Source organism: Nonomuraea jiangxiensis (assembly GCF_900099965.1).
GTDB lineage: Bacteria > Actinomycetota > Actinomycetes > Streptosporangiales > Streptosporangiaceae > Nonomuraea > Nonomuraea jiangxiensis.
This window is the reverse complement of sequence record NZ_FNDJ01000004.1, coordinates 72,292-92,237: the sequence shown is the minus strand read 5'-3', so window position 1 is coordinate 92,237 and position 19,946 is coordinate 72,292. Positions and strand designations below refer to the sequence as shown.

Here is a 19,946-nt window from a genome sequence, read left to right as displayed (position 1 = left end):
ACATTTTGACAAAGCGGACACAACTTCACTGGTGTCACAGCCCTGACAGGGCGGACGTCACGACCGCACTGCCAGGGCCGGACAGCCGCCCTGTCAGGGTGGGGACGGCGCCGTCGCGGTCAGGGGGTCATCGGCGAGGACGCCTCGGCGTAGCGCCTGCGCGGGATGCGGCCCGCCTGCCGCGCCAGCCGCCCCGCGACCACGGCCGCCTTCATGGCCGCCGCCATGAGATCGGGCCGCTGCGCCCTGGTGACCGCCGTGGCCAGCAGTACGGCGTCGCAGCCCAGCTCCATCGCCTGAGCGGCGTCGCTGGCCGTGCCGATGCCCGCGTCGAGGATCACCGGCACCGAGGCGGCCTCCACGATCAGCTCGATGTTGTGCGGGTTACGGATGCCCAGCCCCGAGCCGATCGGCGCGCCCAGCGGCATCACGGCCGCGCAGCCCGCCTGCTCCAGCCGCCGCGCCAGCGCCGGGTCATCCCCGATGTAGGGCAGCACCACGAACCCTTCGGCCACCAGCCGCTCGGCCGCGTCGAACGTCTCGATCGGGTCGGGGAGCAGCGTCCGCTCGTCGGCGATGACCTCCAGCTTGACCCAGTTGGTGCCGAGCGCCTCCCTGGCCAGCCGGGCCGTCAGCACCGCCTCGCCCGCGGTGAAGCAGCCCGCGGTGTTGGGCAGCACCTTGATGTCGCGCTCGCGCAGCACGTCCAGCACGGAGCCGCGGGCGGCGGGGTCGAGCCGCCGCATGGCCACCGTGGTCAGCTCGGTCCCGGACGCGGCCAGCGCCTGGTCGAGCACCTCCAGAGAGGGCGCGCCGCCGGTCCCCATGATGAGCCGGGAGGAGAACTTCTCCCCGGCGATGATCAGATCATCCACCTTGCACCGCCGTCAGAACCTCCACGCGGTCGCTGTCGCCGAGCACCGTCGTCTCCCACGAGCTCCGCGTGACCACCTCGTCGTTCACGGCCACCGCCACGCCGGTGGTGGCCGCGGTCAATGTGCGTACGGCCTGCGCCACCGTAATCCCGTCGGCCACCTCGTGTGCGGCCCCGTTGATCGTCACAATCATGAAATTTCCCGAAATCTCTCCGGCGAGCACAAGTCCGCCAACTCGCCCTCGTCACCCAGCACCGCATCCGCCACGGACCGGCCGGAGCCGTCCGCCTCCGTGCTTCCCCCGACCGTCCCCGCCGCTCCGCCCGCCGCTCCTGGCACGGAGGGCACCGCCGCACCCGGCACGGCCGGCATCGCCGCACCGCCCGCGGTGTCCGCGGTGTCCGCCGCCACGGCGCCTGACACGAGGGCCGCCGTGAGGGGAGCCAGCAGCACCCCGCCCCGGTGGTGCCCCGTGGCCAGGAACAGCCCCGGCGTGCCGCTCGGGCCGATCAGCGGGAGGTTGTCCGGTGTGCCCGGGCGCAGGCCCGCCACCACGTCGGCGACCTCCAGCTCCGTCACGCCCGGCACCAGCTCCCTGGCGTCGCGCAGCAGCTCGTACAGGCCGCCGGCCGTCACCCTGGTGTCGAACCCCAGCTCCTCCTGCGTGGCCCCGACCACCAGCTCGCCGTCACCCCGGGGGACGAGGTAGACGGGCGAGCCGTGCACGGTGCCGCGCACACACCGGCTGAGCAGCGGCTGCGGTGACCGCAACCGCATGATCTGTCCCTTGACCGGCCGGACCGGCACGTCGGCCAGCTCGGTGCTCCAGACCCCGGCCGCCAGGATCACCCGGTCGGCCCCCAGCTCCGGCGGCCCGCCGGGCTCCGCGTCCCCGGGGTACGCCAGGCGCACCCCGGTGACCCGGTCGCCTTCGCGCAGGAGCCCGCCCGCCCGCGCCCGCACGAGCGGCACGCCCAGCCGGTCGAGGGCGGCCAGCAGCGCGGCCGTCACCCGCCGCGGGTCCACCCAGGCGTCGCCGGGAGCCAGCAGCCCGCCGCGCACGGAGGGGGCCAGCATGGGCTCCAGGCGGCGGCATTCGCGGCCCGTCAGCCGCTCGACCCGCAGCCCCAGCTTGTCCATGTACGCCGCCAGCTCGTCCAGCGCCGCCAGGTCGTCGGCCCCGAACGCCACGTCGAGCGTGCCGTCCGCCCGCAGGTCCAGCCCGGCCCGCGCCTGCGCGCTGATGCCGAACCCGCCGTCCGTGCCGGCGGGCGTGAACCCCGGCCCCGCGCGCCCGCCGAAGGTCCCGGAATCCGGGCCGGCGGGCGTGAACCCGGAGTCGGCCGCCGCGAGGCCGGCGTCGGCGGCCAGGTCGGCGGCGAAGGAGGGCCAGCGGCGCAGCGAGGCCACGCCCAGCCGCAACAGCGGCCCCTCCGTGTAGGTGACCTCGCTGACCGGGGCCAGCATCCCGGCCGCCGCGTGCGAGGCTCCCGTGGCCGGGGCCGGATCCACCACGGTGACCGGCCGCCCGTCGCGGGCCAGCCGCCAGGCGATCGACAGCCCGACGACCCCGGCACCCACGATCACATCCATCTGCGCTCCCTTCGCCGGCATGATCCGGATCAGGTGTCTTGCGGTCGAAGGCCCGATGAAGCCTTCCTCTCAGCCCGGTGACGGCCGGACTCCCGCGCGGCTAACGTCCCCAGCCTACGGCCTCAGTGCGACATCCAAGCACCGCCCCCGTTATGGTCATGAACGTGAACCATGTCGTGGTGGTAGGAGCGGGCCTGGCCGGCCTGCGAACGGTGGAGGCGCTGCGCGGGCGCGGATTCACCGGCAGGATCACGCTGATAGGCCAGGAGCGGCACCGTCCCTACGATCGGCCGCCCCTGTCCAAGGCCGTGCTGCTCGGCGACGCCGACACCAGCTACGTGGACACCGACCTCGCGGCGCTGGAGGTCGACTTCTGGGCCGGCGTCACCGCCAAGGCCCTGCGCCCCGGCGTCGTGGAGACGACGGAGGGCGAGCTGGGCTATGACGGCCTGGTCATCGCCACCGGGGCCGAGCCGATCATGCTGCCCGGCGACGGCCCCCAGCAGGTGCTGCGCACCCTCGACGACGCCCACGAGCTGCGGGCCATGCTGGTGCCAGGAGCCAGGGTCGCGATCATCGGCGCCGGGTGGATCGGCGCGGAGGTGGCCACGGCCGCCCGCCGCGCCGGGTGCGTGGTGACGGTGATCGAGGCCGGCCCGGCCCCGCTCGCCACCGCCGTCGGCGCCGAGATCGGGGCCCGCACCCAACGCTGGTACGACGGCATCGACCTGCGCCTCAACACCATGGTCGAGTCCGTGGACGAGGGCGGCGTGCGGCTGGTGGACGGCGAGTTCGTCGAGGCGCACGTGGTGGTCACCGGCATCGGCGTGCGCCCGGCGATCGAGTGGCTGGCCGCCGCCGACATCGACCTGCACAACGGCGTCGTCGTGGACGAGCACCTGCGTGCCTCGCTGCCGAACACGGTCGCCGTCGGCGACTGCGCCGCCTGGTGGTCGCGCCGCTGGCAGACCAGGCTCAGGGTGGAGCACTGGGACACCGCGCTCAACGCCCCCGAGGTCGCCGCCGCCAGCCTGCTGGGCGAGGACGTGGTCTACGATCCGGTGCCGTACTTCTGGTCGGAGCAGTTCAAGCACATGGTCCAGTACGCCGGCCACCACCCGGCCGGGGAGCGCATGATCTATCGCGGCGATCCCGAGGGCCCGTGGTCGGCCGTCTGGCTCACGGCCGCCGACACCCTGGCCGCGGTGCTGGCCGTGGACCGGCCGCGCGATCTCGTACAGGGGCGCAGAATCATCGACGCGGGTCACACCCTCGACACGGAACGCCTGGTAGATCCAGAGGTCTCCCTACGGGATTGTGTTGTTTGAGCAAGCACGGCATGTGGTAGTTGTGGTTTCGTGACGCTTTCTGTTGCACAGATCGACCGGGAGACCGACAAACTCGTAGACGAGTGGCTCACTCTCCCCGAAGTGGCCTCGCGCCTGGAGCTCTCGCTCGGGCGGGCCAAGCAACTCCTCAAGGACCACAAGCTCCTCGGCGTGCGCCGCGGGAGCGGCGGGCCTCAGGTGCCCGCGGTGTTCCTGGACGGAAAGGACGTGATGAAGGGCCTGCCCGGCACACTGACCGTGTTGCAGGACGCCGGCTACGACGATGTCGAGTCGCTGCGCTGGCTCTTCACTCCTGACGAGTCGCTGCCAGGATCGCCCATCCAAGCGATCAGAGCCGGTCGTCACACGGAGGTCAAGCGGCGTGCCCAAGCTCTCGCTTTCTGAGGCCCGCCTCTATCTCTGCACCGACGGTCGCCGCGACCGCGGCGACCTGGCGGAGTTCCTCGACACGGTGCTGGCCTCCGGCGTGGACATCGTCCAGTTGCGCGAGAAGAATCTTGAGGCGCGTGAGGAGCTCGCGCTGCTGGAGGTGTTCCGCGACGCCTGTGACCGGCACGGCAAGCTGATGGCCGTCAACGACCGGGCGGATCTCGCCTACGCCGCCCGGCCCGACGTGCTCCACCTGGGGCAGGACGACCTCCCTGTGGCGGTCGCGCGAGAGATACTCGGCGACGACATCGTCATCGGACGGTCCACCCACTCCGCCGCCGAGGCTTCCGCCGCGGCCGTGGAGGAGGGCGTCGACTACTTCTGCTGTGGTCCCGTCTGGCCCACGCCCACCAAGCCCGGCCGCCCCGCGCCCGGCCCGCCGCTGCTCCGGCACGCGGCGTCGCTGGACACCACGCGGCCGTGGTTCGGGATCGGCGGCATCGACCTCGACAACCTGGACGAGATGTTGTCGTACGGAGTGAGCCGGGTGGTGGTGGTGCGGGCGATCACCGACGCGGACGATCCGGGGGCGGCCGCGGCGGAGTTCGCCAAGCGCCTGGCACCACGCTGACCCGCGGCGGCCCGCCGAACGCGGGTGGCCCCCTGCCCACCGGCTAGCGCGGGCAGGGGGAAGGCGGTCAGGTCTTGCGCGAGGTGGCGGCGATGGCCAGCTCGGTGAGCGCCGCGCGGGCCTGCGTCGTGACCGGCGCCACGTCGAGGCACGCCAGCGCCTTGGACAGGTAGTCGCCGATCAGGTCCTCGCACTCCTGCAGCGCGCCCGTCTCGTCGATGATCTCCCGCAGCGTCTCGACCCCGCCCCCGTCCAGCTCCGGATCACCGAGCAGGCGCCGCACGGTGGCCGCGCCGGCCGGCGAGGCGGCCGCGAGCGTGCGGGCGACGAGCATCGTCCGCTTGCCCTCGCGCAGGTCGTCGCCCGCGGGCTTGCCCGTCTGCGCCGGGTCGCCGAACACCCCGAGGATGTCGTCGCGGAGCTGGAACGCGATCCCGACCCGGGTGCCGAAGCCGGTGCACAGCTCGTCCATCCACGGCGCCACCTCGGCCGCCGCCAGCACCAGCCCCAGCCTCAGCGGCTGCTCCACCGAGTATTTGCCGCTCTTGAACAGCGCCACCCGCAGCGCCGACTCGAACGTGTTCTCCCCGTGCGCCTGCTCCAGCAGGTCGAGGTATTGCCCGCACATCAGCTCGGTGCGCATGTGGTCGTGCACGGGCTGGGCCGCGTCCAGCGCCTCGCGCGACAGGCCGCTCGTGCGCCACATCTCGCCCGACCAGATCAGCAGCAGGTTGCCCAGCAGGATCGCCGCGCCCTCGCCGAACTGCGCGGCCGAGCCGTGCCAGCCGGACTTCTCGTGCATCGACTGGAAGCGGCGGTGCGCCGCCGGCATGCCCCTGCGCAGGTCGCTCCTGTCCATCACGTCGTCGTGCACGAGCGCGCTGGCCTGCAGCAGCTCCAGCGAGGCGGCCGCGGTGAAGATCTCCGGCACGTCCGTGCCGCCCGCACCGCGCCAGCCCCAGTAGCAGAACGCGGGGCGCAACCGCTTGCCGCCGGACAGCAGCTCGGCGGCGAACGTGCGCAGCGGGACGAACTCGGCGTCGCCGGAGGCGGGCAACCGCCGTGCGACGAACTCCTCCAGCGCCCGCTCGACCCGCGTGCGCAGAACGTCCATTCCGGCGGCGTCAGTGGTCATGTCTTGAGCGTAGTGGCCGGGTGGAGGAGATCGAATCCCCAGGTACGTCTCCCGGCCGCCACTCTCTGCCACCCCGGCCCCAGCCGGACGGTGCCGCCGCCCGAGTGCGTACCTGTAATCTTGGGCCCATGGCGCTTGGTCGACCTTCCATCCGGCCGGAACGTGTGCCCACCGTCCGCGATCTGCTCGCCTCCGGTGGCCACACGTTCTCCTTCGAGTTCTTCCCACCGAAGACCGACGAGGGCGAGCGGCAGCTGTGGCGGGCCATCAGGGAGCTGGAGTCGCTGCGGCCCACGTTCGTGTCGGTGACCTACGGGGCCGGCGGCACCACCCGCGACCGAACGGTCGACATCGTCGAGCGCATCGCGCATGAGACCACGCTCACCCCGGTCGCGCACTTCACCGCGGTCAACCACTCGGTCCGCGAGCTGCGCCACCTGGTGGGGCGCTTCGCCGACGCCGGCGTGCGCAACATCCTGGCCGTGCGCGGCGACCCGCCCGGCGACCCGATGGGCGAGTGGGTGCGGCACCCCGAGGGCGTGCTCTACGCCGAGGAGCTCGTGCGGCTGATCAGGCAGGCGGGCGACTTCTGCGTCGGCGTGGCCGCCTTCCCCTACAAGCATCCGCGCTCGCCGTCCATCGAGTCCGACACCGAATACTTCATCCGTAAGTGCCGCGCGGGCGCCGACTACGCGATCACGCAGATGTTCTTCGAGGCCGACGACTATCTGCGGCTGCGTGACCGGGTGGCGGCGGCGGGGTGCGACACCCCGATCATCCCATGCCTCATGCCGGTCACCCGGATGAGCACGATCGCCCGTTCCGAGCAGCTCTCGGGGGCGCCGTTCCCGGCGGGCCTGGCGGCCCGCTTCGAGGCCGTGGCCGACGACCCGGCGGCGGTGCGGCGGCTCGGCATCGACCACGGGGTGGAGATGTGCCGGCGGTTGCTGGCGGAGGGCGCGCCGGGCATCCACTTCATCACCTTCAACCAGTCGAGCGCCTCACGCGAGGTGTTCCAGCGGCTCGACGGGATCGCCGTCTCCGCCTGAGCACCCGTGGCGGCGGGAGGAGGGACGTTCGTGCGGATCTCGGCGCGGCAGCGGCGGGCCAGGCTCGGCTCCAGGCACCGGCTCGCGGCCAGGGCGGCCACCCCGGAGGCGGCGGCGGCGTCCGTGGTGGCGCTGCACGGCACCGACCCGGCGACGGTGTTCCTGTCGGCGGGCGCCCGGCTCCTCACCCCCGGCCCGGAGCCGGTCGAGCGGGCCCTCTACGAGGACCGCACGCTGGTGCGGATGACCGGGATGCGGCGGACGGTGTTCGTGGTGCCGGTGGAGCTGGTGCCCGTCGTGCACCACTCCTCGATGGCGGCCATCGCCCGCAGGGAGCGGGCGTCGATGCTGAAGACGTTCGGGCCGGGCGGCTGGGACGAGGCTCGCCTCAAGGACGTCGAGGCGTCGGTGCTGGAGCTGCTGGCCGAGGCGGGCGAGGCGACCGCGGCGGAGCTGGGCGCGCTGGAGCCGCGGCTGCGCGAGCAGGTGCGGGTCGGCGTGGGCAAGCCGTACGAGGGCCTGGTGAGCGTGGGGTCGCGGCTGCTCAACCTGATGGCGATGGACGGCCTCCTGGTACGCCGGGGGCGCGCGGGCGGGACCTGGATCAACGGGCAGCATCGCTGGGCCCTGGCGCCGGAGCCGACCGAGCTGGCGCCGTCCGAGGCGCGGGCGGAGCTGGTGAGGCGGTGGCTGGCGGCGTTCGGGCCGGGCACGGAGGCCGATCTTAAGTGGTGGACCGGCTGGACGCTGAAGGACGTGCGCGGAGCGCTGGCCGCCGTCGGCGCGGTCGAGGTGGAGCTGGGCGAGGACGCGGGCGTGGGCTACGTGCTGCCGGACGACCTGGAGGAGGTCGCCGAGCCGGAGCCGTGGGCGGCGCTGCTGCCCGCGCTCGACCCGACGCCGATGGGCTGGCAGGCCCGCGACTGGTATCTGCCGCCCGCGCACCGGGCCGAGCTGTTCGACCGCAGCGGCAACGTGGGCCCGACCGTCTGGTGGGACGGCCAGGTGGTGGGCGGCTGGGCGCAGCGGGCCGGCACCGGCGAGATCGTGTGGCGGCTGCTGACGGACGTGGGCGCCGAGGCCAGGGCCGCCATCGAGGCCGAGGCGGCCGGGCTGGCCGCCTGGCTCGGCGGGGTCACGGTGACCCCTCGCTTCCGCACGCCCCTGGAACGGGCGCTGTCGGCGGCGCCCCCCGCCTAGCCCCGGCCGGAGGGCGTCATCCCTGGCCACGGCGAGGCGGTGGGTGACAGGCGTGGGCCTACGCGACCGTGCGGACGAACTCCTCGAAGGAGTAGCGGCCGTCCTGGTCGGAGTCGGCCTCCTGGCTCATCGCGCCCAGGGCCTCGGCCGGGAGGCCGGGGAAGTGGGTCTTCAGCTCGGACTCGCTGATGTAGCCGTCGCCGTCGGTGTCGATCGACGCGAAGGTGCTCTTGAGCTGTTCCAGCCGCTCGCCTGAGATTTCCGCCGTCACGGGGCCGCCCTTCGTGCTCGTGTCCAGATATTTCCTACCTTAGTCATCGGCGGCTTCTCCCTGGTCAACGCGCCTGCCCCGCGCTCCCGAACCCCGCTTCCTCCGCCAGCCGCATCAGCCGCCGGTGCGCGTCGGCCCCGGCGCGGCCGGCCGCGTCCTGGGGGACGGTCCTCAGCTCGCCGTCCACCACCACGCTCCGCCCGCCGACGAGCACCCGGGCGAGCGGCGGCAGGGGCCCGAAGACCAGCGCGCAGACCGGGTCCATGACGGCGGCGGTGAACGGCCCGTCCACCCGCCACAGGGCGAGGTCGGCCAGCTTGCCGGGTTCGAGCGTGCCCAGCTCCCGCTCGCGGCCGAGGTTGCGGGCGCCGCCGAGGGTGGCGAGCTCCAGGGCCTGCCGGGCGGTGAGGGCGTCAGGACCGTACCGGGCACGCTGGAACAGCAGTGCCTGCCGCATCTCCCCGGCGAGGGGGGTCAGCTCGGAGGAGGCGCTGCCGTCCACGCCGAGCCCCACGTTCACGCCCCGGCGCAGCATCTCGGCCACGGGGGCGATGCCGGCGCCGAGCCGCCCGTTCGAGGACGGGCAGTGCGCGGAGCCGGTGCCGGTGGCCGCCAGCTTGCCGACGTCGGCCTCGCTCAGGTGCACGGTGTGCGCGAGCCACACGTCCGGCCCCAGCCAGCCCAGCTTCTCCATGTAGTCGACCGGACGCATCCCGAACTGCTCCATGCAGTGCCGGTCCTCGTCGAGGGTCTCGGCGAGGTGCGTGTGCAGGCGTACCCCCTTGTCCCTGGCCAGGGCGGCGGACTCGGTCATCAGCTCGCCGCTGGCCGAGAACGGCGAGCATGGCGCGACGGCCACCCGCACCATCGAGGAGAACGACGGATCGTGGTAGGTGTCGACGGCGGCGGTCGTGGCGGCCAGGATGTCGTCGAGCTCCTCGACCACGACGTCCGGCGGCAGCCCGCCGCGCGACTCGCCCCGGTCCATGGAGCCGCGCGCCGGGTGGAACCTGATGCCCACCTCGCCCGCGGCCTCGATCGCGGCGGCCAGCAGGTCGCCGCGGCCCTTGGGGAAGACGTAGTGGTGGTCGCTGGAGGTGGTGCAGCCGGACAGCGCCAGCCAGCCCAGCCCGGCCGTGGCGGCGCCCTTGACGACCTCGGCGTCCATGGCGGCCCACACCCGGTAGAGCGCGACCAGCCACTCGAACAGGGTGGCGTCCTGGGCGAGCCCCTGCGAGGCCCACTGATAGAGGTGGTGGTGGGTGTTGACCAGGCCGGGGGTGGCCAGGCAGCCGGTGCCGTCGATCCGGGTGGCGCCGGCGGGCGCGCCGGGCGTGGGTCCCGGGCCCAGGGCGACGATGCGATCCCCCTCGATCCTGATATATCCGGACTCGATCTCCGGGCCGGCGACCGGCGCGATGTGGACGTTCTCGATGACGATCTCGCTCATCAGTCCGCCTTCCGTGCCTTCTTCTGGGCCATCTTCTGGGCCGTCTTCCGGGCCATCTTCCGGGCCGCCGCCAGTCGTACCGCGTCGAGGATCTGCTCGTAGCCGGTGCACCGGCACAGGTTGCCCGCCAGGGCCTCCCTGATCTCGGCGTCCGACGGCCGCGGCACCCGCTCCAGCAGGTCGTGCGCCTGGACGATGAGCCCCGGCGTGCAGAACCCGCACTGCACGGCCCCGCACTCCACGAACGCCTCCTGCACCGGATCGAGCCGGCCGCCGTCGGCCAGCCCCTCGACGGTGCGCACCTGCCGCCCCTCGGCCTGCCCCGCGGCGACCAGGCACGCGCAGACCGGCAGCCCGTCCAGGTAGACCGTGCACGAGCCGCATTCGCCCTGCTCGCAGGCGTTCTTGGAGCCGGGCAGGCCGAGGCGCTCGCGCAACACGTACAGCAGGCTCTCGCCCTCCCAGACGTCGTCGGCGCTTTCTTCGCGGCCGTTGACGGTGAAGGTGACACGCATCAGGCGGCCCTCCTTGCCAGATGGTCGTTCCAGGCCCAGGTGAGCGTGCGGCGGGCCATCACGGCGATGGCGTGCACGCGGTACGCGGCGGCGCCGCGTACGTCGTCGATCGGCGCGGCGGCGGCCGCGCACAGCTCGGCGAAGCGCCCGGCCAGTGCCGGGTCCAGGGGCGCGCCCCAGTCCAGCTCCTGGGCCAGCAGTTCCTCGGCCTCGGGCGCCCGGCGCGGGGTGGGCGCGGCCGAGCCGATCCCCGTGCCGACCCGCCGCTCGCCGGGGTGCAGCGCGATCGCGAAGGAGCACACCGCGATCACCATGGCGTTCCTGGTGCCGATCTTGGAGAAGTATTGCGGCCCGGTGGCGGGCCTGACGTGCACGGCCCTGATCAGCTCGTCCGGCTCCAGCGCGCTGCGCTTGACCCCCAGGTAGTACTCGGCGGCGGGGATCATCCTGACCCCCCGGGCGAGCGACTCGACCTCGACGACCGCGCCGGCGGCCAGCAGCGGCGGATGGCTGTCCCCGGCGGGCGAGGCCGCTCCCAGGTTGCCGCCGATCGAGCCGCGGTTGCGGATCTGCGGCGAGCCGACCGTACGCGCCGCCTGCGCGAGCCCCGGCAGCGGCCCGGCCAGCTCCTCGATGACCGTCGTGTACGACACCCCGGCCCCGACCCGGCACGCGCCGTCCACCATGGCCCATTCCCGCAGCTCGGCCACCTGGTTGAGATCGAGCAGCGCCGGCGGCCTGCGCCGGTCGAAGTTGATCTCCACCATGACGTCGGTGCCGCCCTGGACGGGCACCGCCTCCGGCTGGTCCGCCTTGGCGGCCAGCGCGTCCTCCCACGTCGTGGGGCGCAAGAAGTCCATCTCTCCTACTCCCAGGCGAATCCGGCGTCCGGCGCGTCCTCGCGCAGCACGGCGCCCTCGATGAGGCCGTAGGGGCGGTCGGCCACGTGGAAGACCTCGTTGTCGTTGTCCAGCCCGAACGGCGACAGGTCCACCGGGAAGTGGTGCCGGTTCGGCAGGGTCAGCCTGACCTCGCAGATCTCCGGGCAGGCCGTCAGGGCGCGCTCGCCCATGGCGTAGAGCGTCTGCTGCAGGGACAGGCTGTGGGTGTCGGCGAAGGCCTCCAGCAGGCTGCGCCGCACCTCGTCGTAGGACGTGCCGTAGGAGGAGACGGCGGTGCCGGTGTGCCGCCACCGCGCGGTCACGCTGGTGGCGAGGATGCGGTCGTCGGTGGGCCGGAGCGTGGTGTACTCGTCCACCAGGTAGCCGTGGAACTCCGACCCCGCCGAGTTCAGCACCACCAGGTCGGTCAGCCCCGACACCACCGTGGCGCGGCCGTCGGCGTCGTGGTGCACGACGCACGTGCGCACCTCGCTCCCGTCGCGCACGAAGGAGTGGGGGCCGCGGCGGTTCCACGCGAACTCCTCGATTTGCACCCTGGCGTGGTGGATCGTCGGCTGCGACTCCACGAAGTGCCGAGCCAGCAGCAGCGCGAACTCCTCGATCTGGCCGACGCCGTGCCGGGCGGCCAGGGCGTAGGCGGTGTTCTTCTGCGTGTCGGTGGGCAGCACGGCGGCGTTGTCGCCGGTCAGGTGCGCGGCCTCCATGTCGCCGGAGAGCGAGGTGCTGACGTTGAGGTCCTTGAGGTGGTGCACGGGACCGTCCCTGACGACGCGGACGAGCCTGGTCTCCGCCTTGCCGTAGCGGTTGGGGCCGAGCTTGACGGACATCTAGCTCCCTCGGTAGGTGGAGTACGCGTACGGGCTGAGCAGCAGCGGCACGTGGTGGTGCCGGCCGGGGTCGGTCACCGTGAAGGTGACGACGACCTCGGGGTAGAACGTCTCCGCCAGGTAGGAGCCGGTGTCGAAGACGACGCGGTGGACTCCGGCACCGGCCTCCCAGCCCGTGACGCGGCCGTCGGCGTCGGTGCGGCCCTCGGCGACGACCCGGCCCCCGTGCTCCAGGCGTACGTGGAGGCCGGCCGCGGGCAGCCCGGTGACCGCGTCGAGCACGTGTGTCGAGAAGCTCATCGGGCCTCCTCCCCCATCGACTTGGCGATCCGCAACCGGGTGATCTCGGCCAGCTCGTGCCGGACGACGCCGCGTTCGGTCTCCTCGTCGTTGCCCAGCCGCTCGCGGAGCCTGGCGAGCAGTTGCCCGCCGGTCAGGCCGGTGGCGCAGATCAGGTAGACGTGGCCGAAGCGCGCCTCGTAGGCCCGGTTGCGCTCGGCGAGCTCCGCGCGCAACCCGTCCGTCACGCCCGACTGCTCCTGCCGCGACCACTCCGCGGCCCGGCCGGTGCCGCCGGCGCGCTCGCCGATCCTCGGGTGCGCGGCCAGCGCCTCCAGCACGTCGGGCCACTCCAGCCCGCGTACGGCCGCGACGGCGGCGGCGCTCAGCCCGTCGAGGTCCGGGAACGGCCGCCGGGCCGCCACCTCGGCGGCGAAGGCACGCGAGTGACAGCAGGCCAGCAGCTCCGCCTCGGCCTCGGCCGGGGTTCGCGCGTTGAAGGCGTCGAGTGGGGTGGGCATGTCAGCAGTACACACATGTGCCCTGTGCCCGGTCCATCCGCCAGAACTCCCAAGTGCCCGCCCCGTTGGCCACGACTTTTCGTGTCATGCTCCAACGGCCTCCCGCCGGGGGCCTCACATCGTGAACACCGTCTTGCCCCGGGCGCCGCGCCCGGGGAGCTCCCGGAGCTTGACGGTGGCCAGCTCCAGCGGCACCAGCGACTCGACGCGCACGCGCAGTTCGCCGCTGTCGATGACGTCGGCCAGCTCGGCGAGGACGGGACCGGTGACCTGGTTGACGACGTTCACGCCGCGGATCTCCCTGGCGGCCAGGGTCTCGGGGTCGAGCGCGTGGATGGCGCTGCAGATGACGCCACCGGGGCGCAGCAGCCCGGCGACGGCCTCGATCGCGGCGGGCGGGGTGACCAGGTCGATCACCGCGTCGATGCCTTCGGGGTGGGCGGCGAGCACCCGGCCGGGCATCGAGCCCTTGGTGTGGTCGATGATCTCCGTCGCGCCCAGGTGCCGCATGAGGTCGACGGCGTCCGGCGCGGCGGTGGCGATGACGTGGGCGCCGCGCAGTGCCGCGAACTGGGTGGCCGACTGGCCCACGCCGCCGGTCGCGCCGACGATCAGGACGGTCTGGCCCTCGTCCAGGCGGGCGGCCTCGACCATGTCGCGGGCGGTCACGGTGGCGGTGGGCACGGCCGCGGCCTGCTCGGGGAGCGTGCCCTTGGGCATGAGGGCGACCGGGCCGTCCTGGGCCACCACGCCGTACTCGGCGAAGCTGCCCAGGCCGCGCGAGGGGTCGCTGAAGCGGCCGTAGACCTCGTCGCCCGCCTTGAAGCCGGTCACCTCGGAGCCCACGTCCGCCACGACCCCGGCGCCGTCCTGGCCCATGATCATCGGGAAGCGGGGGGACATCCGGTCCCGCATGGCGCCGGCGGCGATCTTGGTGTCGACCGGGTTGTAGCCGGCGGCGCGCAGCCGTACGAGCAGTTCGTCCGGGCGGGGCTCGGGCTCGGGCGTATCGATGAGCTCCGGGTCCGCGCCGAAGTCGGAAATGGCGATGGCACGCATGGGCTGTCCCCCGTCTGGCCTGCGGCTGTGACGAAGTAGGGCGTTCCCCGCGCCCGCCCCGGGCAAGTGGGGGCGCGCGGGCTCTTGGAGCAAGCTTTGTGCGGCGGGCGGCGACGCCGGGCAGAAGGAGCGTCGGAGGCTGCCCCTAAACTGGGACCCATCATGACCCCAACATCCCTGATCGGCGGGCACGTGCTCGTGGCGGGCGGCCTGGCGACAGGCGGCCTGAAATACATGGCCGAGATCGGCGCCGAGATGATCCAGGTGTTCGTCACCAACCCGCGCGGCTGGGCCCTCACGGAGGGCCGGCCCGACCAGGACGCCAAGCTGGTCGAGTCGGGGGTCGACACCTTCATCCACGTGCCCTATCTCGCCAACTTCGGCTCGCCCAGCACCGAGACGCTGGCCAACTCCATCGCGATCGTCCGGCACACGCTGCGGCGCGGGGTGGAGACCGGCGCCAAGGGTGTCGTGGTGCACACCGGTTCGGCGGTGACGCAGTCGCGCGACGACGCGCTGCGCCAGATGCGGGAAAACCTGCTGCCGCTGCTCGACGCGATCCCCGACGGCGGGCCCGACCTGCTGCTGGAGCCGATGGCGGGCCAGGGCGCCATGCTGTGCGCCACCGTCCAGGATCTGGAGCCCTACCTGGCGGCGCTCGACTGGCATCCGCGGGCCGGCGTCTGCCTCGACACCTGCCACGCCTTCGCCGCCGGGCACGACCTGGCCGCGGCGGGCGGGGTGGAGGAGACGTTCGACGCCCTGCACAAGATCGCGCCGGGGCGGCTCAAGCTGATCCACGCCAACGACTCCAAGGACGTGTGCGGCGCCAAGAAGGACCGCCACGAGAACATCGGGGCGGGGCACATCGGGAGCCGGCCGTTCGCCGAGATGATGCGGCATCCGGCCGTGGCGGGTGTGCCCATCTGCATCGAGACCCCGGGCAAGGCGCCCAAGCACGCCGAGGACATCGCGCTGCTGAAGCGACTGCGTGACGGCGGCCCGGAGACCGGCCAACCGGGATAAGGCGGCCGATCGACGGGAAAGCGTGATAGGGGCACCCACTCGCGCGATCCGGCCGCCCCCGAAGGCCGGATCACGGGGCCGATCTTCGGCCTCGGCGGGTGCCCCATCACCTGATCGGCATGGCGGGCCCTACCCCCGGATGAGGGCCCGGCAGCCGTGGCGACCTGCGCGGTCACCGGTGAATCCGGCGCATCAGACCTGCGTGAGCCTTTGCGGCTCGTCCCCCCCGATGCGCCGAGGTGGCTTTCCGATGCCGAAACACTACGGTCGCGATCTTGTGGGCGAAACCCCGTTTACGGTCAGCTCGTCGAACGGTCTGTAGTCATCGCCATACGGAGAGTGCTAAGGCGATGAGCGGTCACCCGGAAGCGACGGACGGTAGGTTCGTGGGTTCTGGAGCCGTTCCGGCAGGTGCATCCTGGCCATCATCCGCCCCACTCCACGGGGCACCCGACCCGGTGTGACCAGGGAGATCCCTATCATCGCGGCGAAGGCGACCGGCACCGCCACCGGTGCCGGATAGGAGGTCAGCGCGCCCATTTTCACGCCCGCCTCCGCACACACGACGATCGTGACCGTCACGCCCCCGCCGAGCGCGAACCCGGCCGCCGCCCCCGCCGCCGTCAGCCGCCGCCACCAGATCCCCAGCACCAGCAGCGGGCAGAACGTGGCCGCCGAGAGGCTGAGGCCGACCAGCACCAGCGCCACCGACGCCCGCGGGCTGGTGACCGCGGTCAGGACGAGCGCGGCCAGCAGGACCGCGCCCACGGCGGTGCGGAAGGCGCGGACCCCGGCCCGCGTCAGGGACGCCGACACCGCTCCCCCGACCGCCACCAGCACCCCGCCCGTGGTGCCCAGGAAGGCCGCGAACGCCCCCGCGGCCAGCAAGCCGGTCAGCAGCTCGCCCACCAGCCCTGGGTGCATCCTGGCGGGCAGCAGCAGCACGATCTCGTCCGCCGCCGCCCCCGAGACGTGGACGTGCCCCAGCAGCCCGTAGAGCGGCGGCACGAAGCAGAACAGCGCCAGCATGGCCTGCGTCGCCACGATCGACCTGCGGGCCCCGTGCCCGTCCCGGTTGGTGTAGAGGCGGACGATCAGGTGCGGCAGCCCCATCGTGCCCAGCGCGCACGCCAGCAGCACGGTCAGCACGCCCGGCAGCGACGGGTCGCCGCTCCCCGCCAGCTCCGCCGTCCCGCCCCGGTAGCCCTCCTCGAACCAGGAGACCGGCCGCGTGCCGGACATCCACCAGCAGGCCACCCCCACCCCCAGGAAGACGACCAGCTTCAGCCAGAACTGCACGGCCTGCACGCTCGTCACGCTGCCCAGCCCGCCCGCCAGCGCCACCGCCAGCGTCACCGCCGCCACGGCCGCCCAGCCCAGCCACGGCGGCAGCCCGGTCAGCAACCGCACCACGATCCCGGCCGCGTGCAGCTGGGCCACCAGGAAGGCGAGCCCGATGAGCAGCACGAAGCAGGTGGCGAACTGCCGCAACCGGGCCGACCCCAGCCGCCATTCGGCGAAGTCCGGCAGCGTGTACGTGCCCGAGCGCCGCAACGGCGCCACGACCAGCGCCAGGATGACGACGAAGCCCGCGGCGGCCCCCACCGGATACCACAACATCGGCCCGCCCCGGGTGGCGATGAGCCCGGCGGTGCCCAGGCAGGCCGCCGCCGAGGTGAACTCCGAGGTGATCGCGGCACCGTTCCACCAGGGAGGAACCGTCCTGGCCGCCACGTAGAAGTCGGAGACACCGCTGGAGCGGCGTGGTCGCGCGGCACCCACCATGACGCCCAGAACCAGCACGAAGGCGATCCCGGTCAGCACCGCGACGGTCATCGCTCCAGCCGCTCCGCCCGCCTCAGATGCAGCACGGCCAGCCCCACCCAGACGCACTGCACGCCCATCGACAGGGCCACCCACACCCCGGGGGCGGGCACCCACAGGGCGACCACCGGGACGCCCACCAGCAGCCCGGCCATGGCGCCCACGGTCAGCAGCGCCTGCCGTAACTGCCGCCGCATGACGGCCCGCACGTCGGGTCCGTCCTCCGCGGAGCCCGGGCGGGCGCGCGCCCGCCCGGACGCGGCCGGCCGCCGCGGGAGGCCCACCCGCCGCGCGGTCACCGCACGACGCCTTGGCTGCCGATCACGACATCACACCCCGATGCTGGCGGACGAGCTGCTCGCGGACCTGACGGCTGTGCCGCCTGCTGACCTGAAGGATCTCGGTGCCGACGGTGAGCGTCACCCGGCCGCCCTCGAACCTGAGCTCGCTGACGTGCCGGGCCGAGACCAGCGTGCTGCGGTGGATGCGGATGAACCCGGCGTCCGACCAGCGGCGCTCAAGCGCGGCCAGCGACATGCGCACCAGATAGCTGCCGTCGACGGTGTGCAGGCGCACGTAGTCGCCCTTGGCCTCGGCGAACCAGACGGACTGCTGCGGCACGAACCTGGTGCGCCCGCCCAGCTCGACCGGGATGACGTCGTCCTGGCCGGGCTCGGCGGTGGGCGAGGTGGCGGCCTCCAGCCTGCGCACGGCCTCGGACAGGCGCTCGGCCCTGACGGGCTTGAGCAGGTAGTCGACCGCTTCGAGCTCGAACGCCTGCACCGCGCACTCCTCGTGCGCCGTCACGAACACCAGCCGGGGCGGGCTGGGGAAGCCGCCGACGAGCCGGGCGAGGTCGAGCCCGTCCAGCCCGGGCATCCTGATGTCCAGGAACACCCCGTCGAGCCGCTCACCCCCGCCGATCATCTGGACCATGTCCTGCAGCGCCGTGACGCCGTCGGCCGCGGTCGTGACGTGCTCGATCCTGTCGTCCTGGCGCAACAGATAGGCGAGCTCCTCCAGAGCCGGCACCTCGTCGTCGACGACCAGGACTCTCAGCATGTCCTCCACGCTGCCGTATACAAGCAAAGGTCACAAGCGACACGCCAGCCCTGCGTAATCATTCGGCTACAATGTGGTGAGTTGCGTCTTGGGAACTCGCAGCCGCACCTTGGTGCCCGCGCCCAGCGCCGTCTCCACCACGAGCCCGTAGCCGTCGCCGTAGATCTGCCGCATGCGCAGGTCCACGTTGGCCAGCCCGATGCCGCTGCCCTCGCGGGCGGGGTCGTCGTCGAGCATGCGCCGCGCGCACTCGGGGTCCATCCCGGCGCCGTCGTCCTCGACGGTGATGTGCGCCTCGGGGCCCGCGTCGCGCACCACCACGCGCACCTCGCCGGCCCCGCCGCGGCCCCGCATGCCGTGCTTGATGGCGTTCTCGACCAGCGGTTGCAGGCACAGGAACGGCACCGGCACGGGCAGCACCTCCGGCGCCACCTGCATGCTGAAGCGCAGCTTGTCGCCGAATCGGGCGCGCTCCAGCAGCAGATAGCGGTCGACGCAGGTCAGCTCCTCGGCCAGGGTGGTGAAGTCGTGCGCCCGGCGCAGGGCGTACCGGGCGAAGTCGGCGAAGTCGAGCAGGAGGTCGCGGGCGCGCTTGGGGTTCGTGCGGACGAAGGAGGCGATCGTGGTGAGCGCGTTGTAGACGAAGTGCGGGGAGATCTGCGCGCGCAGGGCGCGCATCTCGGCCTCCAGCGCGCGCCGCCGCGAGGCGTCCAGCTCGGCCAGCTCCAGCTGGCCCGAGACCCAGCTCGCGACCTCGGTGACGGTACGCACGAGCGCCGCGCTCACCTCGTCGTCGAAGGCCGCCAGCGCGCCCACGACCGTGCCGTCCACGGTCAGCGGCACCACCACGGCCCCGTGCGGCTCGCCGGGGAACACCTGCGCCCGCCCGGCGGCCAGCGTGGCCCTGGCGTGGGTGAGCACGTCGTCGGTGCACGGCCCGTCCCAGGCCAGCGCGGCGTCGGTGGAGGTGATCGCGACGGCCTGGGTTCCGAGGAGCGTGTGCAGGTGGCCCACGGCCTTGCGGGCCGAGTCGCGGGTGAGCCCGGCGCGCAGGGCGGGGGCGGCCATCGCGGCGATGTGCAGCGTGGTGAACGTCGCCTCGTCCGACCTGCGGCCGCACTGCGGCGCGGCGGGGCGCCACCGGGCCCGGGCGAGCCCGAAGCCGGCCAGGGACCCCGCGAGGAAGAACAGGCATGACAGCGCCACGCACGCGGTGGTCAGCATGCGGGCAACCGTAGCCAAGAACGGACCGTGTCCGGGGGAAAACTCAGCGTGAAGTCTAAGGGGGGCCTTCGCCGGGTTCTTCCTGGTAGGAGTAGCGCTGCTCGCGCCAGGGGTCGGCGATGTTGTGGTAGCCGCGCTCCTCCCAGAAACCGCGGCGGTCCTCCAGGAGGTATTCGATGCCGCGCACCCATTTGACGCTCTTCCATGCGTACAGGTGCGGCACCACGATCCGCAGCGGGAAGCCGCGATCAGGGCTGAGCGGCTTCTCGTCGAGCTCCGTGGCGAACAGCGTGTCCGCCGCCGTGAAGTCGGACATCCGCAGGTTGGCGCCGTAGCCGTATTCGGCCCAGATCATCACGTGGCTCACGCCGGGGCCCGGCGGGGCGACCTCCATGATCGTGGCCGGGGCGACGCCACGCCACTCGTTGGCCATGAGCGAGAACTTGGTCACGCAGTGGAAGTCCGCGATCCGGGTCACGCGCGGCAGCCGCTCGAACTCGCTCCAGGTGTAGCGGTGCTCCGCGCCCGAGGCGGTGGCGCCGGAAACACGGAAGTCCCAGCTCTCCGGCTTGAACCGGGGCACCCGGCCGTAGTGGATGACGGGTCGGCCGCGTGGGACGTACTGGCCCGGCGGCAGCCGCGACTCCTCCACGATCACTCCTTCACCGATCTCGCGTCTTGAGCCATCCTGCCACCGGATCTCCGATGGCTCGCGGGCGGGTGCTGTGCGCTACGATTGGGACCTATGCGCAACGCGTTCCTGTTTTGGTATGGCGACGGACCCG

General features: G+C 72.9%; 23 protein-coding genes and 1 riboswitch. Of the genes, 6 read left to right on the top strand and 17 right to left on the bottom strand.

What is annotated here, in order from left to right:
- Positions 1 to 119: 119 nt before the first annotated feature.
- The 3 genes from BLS95_RS09845 to BLS95_RS09835 form a co-directional block, all read right to left on the bottom strand.
- Complete coding sequence (locus tag BLS95_RS09845) at positions 120 to 875, bottom strand: thiazole synthase (protein ID WP_090930608.1); 756 nt, start codon at positions 873 to 875, stop codon at positions 120 to 122.
- Positions 868 to 1,068: a sulfur carrier protein ThiS gene (gene thiS / locus BLS95_RS09840; protein WP_090930607.1), complete on the bottom strand. Its 201-nt coding sequence runs from the start codon at positions 1,066 to 1,068 to the stop codon at positions 868 to 870. Before thiS ends, BLS95_RS09845 begins: the two co-directional genes overlap by 8 nt.
- On the bottom strand, positions 1,065 to 2,468 hold the full coding sequence (locus BLS95_RS09835) for an FAD-dependent oxidoreductase (RefSeq protein WP_245764959.1): 1,404 nt from the start codon (positions 2,466 to 2,468) through the stop codon (positions 1,065 to 1,067). Before BLS95_RS09835 ends, thiS begins: the two co-directional genes overlap by 4 nt.
- Positions 2,458 to 2,574: riboswitch (TPP riboswitch) on the bottom strand. (Overlaps the previous gene by 11 nt.)
- A gap of 52 nt (positions 2,575 to 2,626) precedes the next feature.
- Here BLS95_RS09835 and BLS95_RS09830 point away from each other — a divergent pair.
- Genes BLS95_RS09830 through thiE form a run of 3 tightly spaced genes read left to right on the top strand, consistent with a single transcriptional unit; the run spans position 2,627 to position 4,817 of the window.
- The gene (locus BLS95_RS09830) at positions 2,627 to 3,796 is read left to right on the top strand and encodes an NAD(P)/FAD-dependent oxidoreductase (protein WP_245764958.1); all 1,170 of its coding nucleotides are present in this window, start codon (positions 2,627 to 2,629) and stop codon (positions 3,794 to 3,796) included.
- A 30-nt stretch (positions 3,797 to 3,826) separates the two neighbouring features.
- Positions 3,827 to 4,201, top strand: coding sequence for an Rv2175c family DNA-binding protein (locus tag BLS95_RS09825; RefSeq protein WP_090930605.1), 375 nt, complete (start codon positions 3,827 to 3,829; stop codon positions 4,199 to 4,201).
- The gene (thiE, locus tag BLS95_RS09820; RefSeq protein WP_090930604.1) at positions 4,179 to 4,817 is read left to right on the top strand and encodes a thiamine phosphate synthase; all 639 of its coding nucleotides are present in this window, start codon (positions 4,179 to 4,181) and stop codon (positions 4,815 to 4,817) included. The genes BLS95_RS09825 and thiE overlap by 23 nt, the downstream gene beginning before the upstream one ends.
- Before the next feature lie 67 nt (positions 4,818 to 4,884).
- On the opposite strand, the gene BLS95_RS09815 is transcribed toward thiE, so the two are convergent.
- Positions 4,885 to 5,952, bottom strand: coding sequence for a polyprenyl synthetase family protein (locus tag BLS95_RS09815; RefSeq protein WP_245764957.1), 1,068 nt, complete (start codon positions 5,950 to 5,952; stop codon positions 4,885 to 4,887).
- 128 nt (positions 5,953 to 6,080) lie between these two features.
- On the opposite strand from BLS95_RS09815, the gene metF reads away from it, so the two are divergent.
- Complete coding sequence (gene metF / locus BLS95_RS09810; protein WP_090930602.1) at positions 6,081 to 7,001, top strand: methylenetetrahydrofolate reductase [NAD(P)H]; 921 nt, start codon at positions 6,081 to 6,083, stop codon at positions 6,999 to 7,001.
- Positions 7,002 to 7,031: 30 nt separating this feature from the next.
- Positions 7,032 to 8,201 carry a winged helix DNA-binding domain-containing protein gene (locus BLS95_RS09805; RefSeq protein ID WP_245764956.1) on the top strand — a complete coding sequence of 390 codons (1,170 nt, stop codon included), beginning with the start codon at positions 7,032 to 7,034 and terminating at the stop codon, positions 8,199 to 8,201.
- 58 nt (positions 8,202 to 8,259) lie between these two features.
- Here BLS95_RS09805 and BLS95_RS09800 read toward each other — a convergent pair whose 3' ends face one another.
- The 8 genes from BLS95_RS09800 to BLS95_RS09765 all read right to left on the bottom strand — a co-directional run bounded on the left by BLS95_RS09800 (position 8,260) and on the right by BLS95_RS09765 (position 14,025).
- Complete coding sequence (locus BLS95_RS09800) at positions 8,260 to 8,472, bottom strand: EF-hand domain-containing protein (protein WP_090930600.1); 213 nt, start codon at positions 8,470 to 8,472, stop codon at positions 8,260 to 8,262.
- Positions 8,473 to 8,536: 64 nt separating this feature from the next.
- On the bottom strand, positions 8,537 to 9,922 hold the full coding sequence (locus BLS95_RS09795; RefSeq protein ID WP_090930599.1) for an 8-oxoguanine deaminase: 1,386 nt from the start codon (positions 9,920 to 9,922) through the stop codon (positions 8,537 to 8,539).
- On the bottom strand, positions 9,922 to 10,437 hold the full coding sequence (locus BLS95_RS09790; protein ID WP_090930598.1) for a (2Fe-2S)-binding protein: 516 nt from the start codon (positions 10,435 to 10,437) through the stop codon (positions 9,922 to 9,924). The genes BLS95_RS09795 and BLS95_RS09790 overlap by 1 nt, the downstream gene beginning before the upstream one ends.
- Positions 10,437 to 11,297 carry an FAD binding domain-containing protein gene (locus BLS95_RS09785; protein ID WP_090930597.1) on the bottom strand — a complete coding sequence of 287 codons (861 nt, stop codon included), beginning with the start codon at positions 11,295 to 11,297 and terminating at the stop codon, positions 10,437 to 10,439. The genes BLS95_RS09790 and BLS95_RS09785 overlap by 1 nt, the downstream gene beginning before the upstream one ends.
- Before the next feature lie 5 nt (positions 11,298 to 11,302).
- Entirely contained in the window at positions 11,303 to 12,166 is an 864-nt protein-coding gene (gene pucL, locus BLS95_RS09780) for a factor-independent urate hydroxylase (RefSeq protein WP_090930596.1), read from the bottom strand.
- On the bottom strand, positions 12,167 to 12,466 hold the full coding sequence (gene uraH, locus BLS95_RS09775) for a hydroxyisourate hydrolase (RefSeq protein WP_090930595.1): 300 nt from the start codon (positions 12,464 to 12,466) through the stop codon (positions 12,167 to 12,169).
- Positions 12,463 to 12,966 (bottom strand): 2-oxo-4-hydroxy-4-carboxy-5-ureidoimidazoline decarboxylase, encoded by a 504-nt coding sequence (gene uraD, locus BLS95_RS09770; protein WP_090930594.1) that lies wholly within the window; start codon positions 12,964 to 12,966, stop codon positions 12,463 to 12,465. The genes uraH and uraD overlap by 4 nt, the downstream gene beginning before the upstream one ends.
- 114 nt (positions 12,967 to 13,080) lie before the next feature.
- On the bottom strand, positions 13,081 to 14,025 hold the full coding sequence (locus tag BLS95_RS09765; RefSeq protein WP_090930593.1) for an NADP-dependent oxidoreductase: 945 nt from the start codon (positions 14,023 to 14,025) through the stop codon (positions 13,081 to 13,083).
- A 162-nt stretch (positions 14,026 to 14,187) separates the two neighbouring features.
- Between BLS95_RS09765 and BLS95_RS09760 the strand changes: the two genes are divergently transcribed.
- The gene (locus BLS95_RS09760) at positions 14,188 to 15,051 is read left to right on the top strand and encodes a deoxyribonuclease IV (protein WP_090930592.1); all 864 of its coding nucleotides are present in this window, start codon (positions 14,188 to 14,190) and stop codon (positions 15,049 to 15,051) included.
- A gap of 342 nt (positions 15,052 to 15,393) precedes the next feature.
- On the opposite strand, the gene BLS95_RS09755 is transcribed toward BLS95_RS09760, so the two are convergent.
- The 5 genes from BLS95_RS09755 to BLS95_RS09735 form a co-directional block, all read right to left on the bottom strand.
- Positions 15,394 to 16,887 (bottom strand): sodium:solute symporter family transporter, encoded by a 1,494-nt coding sequence (locus BLS95_RS09755; RefSeq protein ID WP_090930591.1) that lies wholly within the window; start codon positions 16,885 to 16,887, stop codon positions 15,394 to 15,396.
- Positions 16,884 to 17,174, bottom strand: a complete 291-nt coding sequence (locus tag BLS95_RS09750; protein ID WP_090930590.1) for a hypothetical protein — start codon at positions 17,172 to 17,174, stop codon at positions 16,884 to 16,886. Before BLS95_RS09750 ends, BLS95_RS09755 begins: the two co-directional genes overlap by 4 nt.
- A gap of 22 nt (positions 17,175 to 17,196) precedes the next feature.
- Positions 17,197 to 17,937, bottom strand: coding sequence for a LytR/AlgR family response regulator transcription factor (locus tag BLS95_RS09745; RefSeq protein WP_090930589.1), 741 nt, complete (start codon positions 17,935 to 17,937; stop codon positions 17,197 to 17,199).
- Positions 17,938 to 18,003: 66 nt separating this feature from the next.
- Positions 18,004 to 19,161 (bottom strand): sensor histidine kinase, encoded by a 1,158-nt coding sequence (locus BLS95_RS09740; protein ID WP_090930588.1) that lies wholly within the window; start codon positions 19,159 to 19,161, stop codon positions 18,004 to 18,006.
- A 55-nt stretch (positions 19,162 to 19,216) separates the two neighbouring features.
- Entirely contained in the window at positions 19,217 to 19,813 is a 597-nt protein-coding gene (locus BLS95_RS09735) for a molybdopterin-dependent oxidoreductase (RefSeq protein WP_176993110.1), read from the bottom strand.
- Between the last annotated feature and the right edge of the window lie 133 nt (positions 19,814 to 19,946).

Bases quoted from the DNA above. Each gene is read 5' to 3' on its own strand.
- thiS (WP_090930607.1), bottom strand. From the start codon at position 1,068: ATGATTGTGACGATCAACGGGGCCGCACACGAGGTGGCCGACGGGATT.
- BLS95_RS09835 (WP_245764959.1), bottom strand. From the start codon at position 2,468: ATGGATGTGATCGTGGGTGCCGGGGTCGTCGGGCTGTCGATCGCCTGG.
- BLS95_RS09830 (WP_245764958.1), top strand. From the start codon at position 2,627: ATGAACGTGAACCATGTCGTGGTGGTAGGAGCGGGCCTGGCCGGCCTG.
- BLS95_RS09815 (WP_245764957.1), bottom strand. From the start codon at position 5,952: ATGACCACTGACGCCGCCGGAATGGACGTTCTGCGCACGCGGGTCGAG.
- metF (WP_090930602.1), top strand. From the start codon at position 6,081: ATGGCGCTTGGTCGACCTTCCATCCGGCCGGAACGTGTGCCCACCGTC.
- BLS95_RS09795 (WP_090930599.1), bottom strand. From the start codon at position 9,922: ATGAGCGAGATCGTCATCGAGAACGTCCACATCGCGCCGGTCGCCGGC.
- BLS95_RS09790 (WP_090930598.1), bottom strand. From the start codon at position 10,437: ATGCGTGTCACCTTCACCGTCAACGGCCGCGAAGAAAGCGCCGACGAC.
- BLS95_RS09785 (WP_090930597.1), bottom strand. From the start codon at position 11,297: ATGGACTTCTTGCGCCCCACGACGTGGGAGGACGCGCTGGCCGCCAAG.
- pucL (WP_090930596.1), bottom strand. From the start codon at position 12,166: ATGTCCGTCAAGCTCGGCCCCAACCGCTACGGCAAGGCGGAGACCAGG.
- uraH (WP_090930595.1), bottom strand. From the start codon at position 12,466: ATGAGCTTCTCGACACACGTGCTCGACGCGGTCACCGGGCTGCCCGCG.
- uraD (WP_090930594.1), bottom strand. From the start codon at position 12,966: ATGCCCACCCCACTCGACGCCTTCAACGCGCGAACCCCGGCCGAGGCC.
- BLS95_RS09765 (WP_090930593.1), bottom strand. From the start codon at position 14,025: ATGCGTGCCATCGCCATTTCCGACTTCGGCGCGGACCCGGAGCTCATC.
- BLS95_RS09760 (WP_090930592.1), top strand. From the start codon at position 14,188: ATGACCCCAACATCCCTGATCGGCGGGCACGTGCTCGTGGCGGGCGGC.
- BLS95_RS09755 (WP_090930591.1), bottom strand. From the start codon at position 16,887: ATGACCGTCGCGGTGCTGACCGGGATCGCCTTCGTGCTGGTTCTGGGC.
- BLS95_RS09745 (WP_090930589.1), bottom strand. From the start codon at position 17,937: ATGCTGAGAGTCCTGGTCGTCGACGACGAGGTGCCGGCTCTGGAGGAG.
- BLS95_RS09740 (WP_090930588.1), bottom strand. From the start codon at position 19,161: ATGCTGACCACCGCGTGCGTGGCGCTGTCATGCCTGTTCTTCCTCGCG.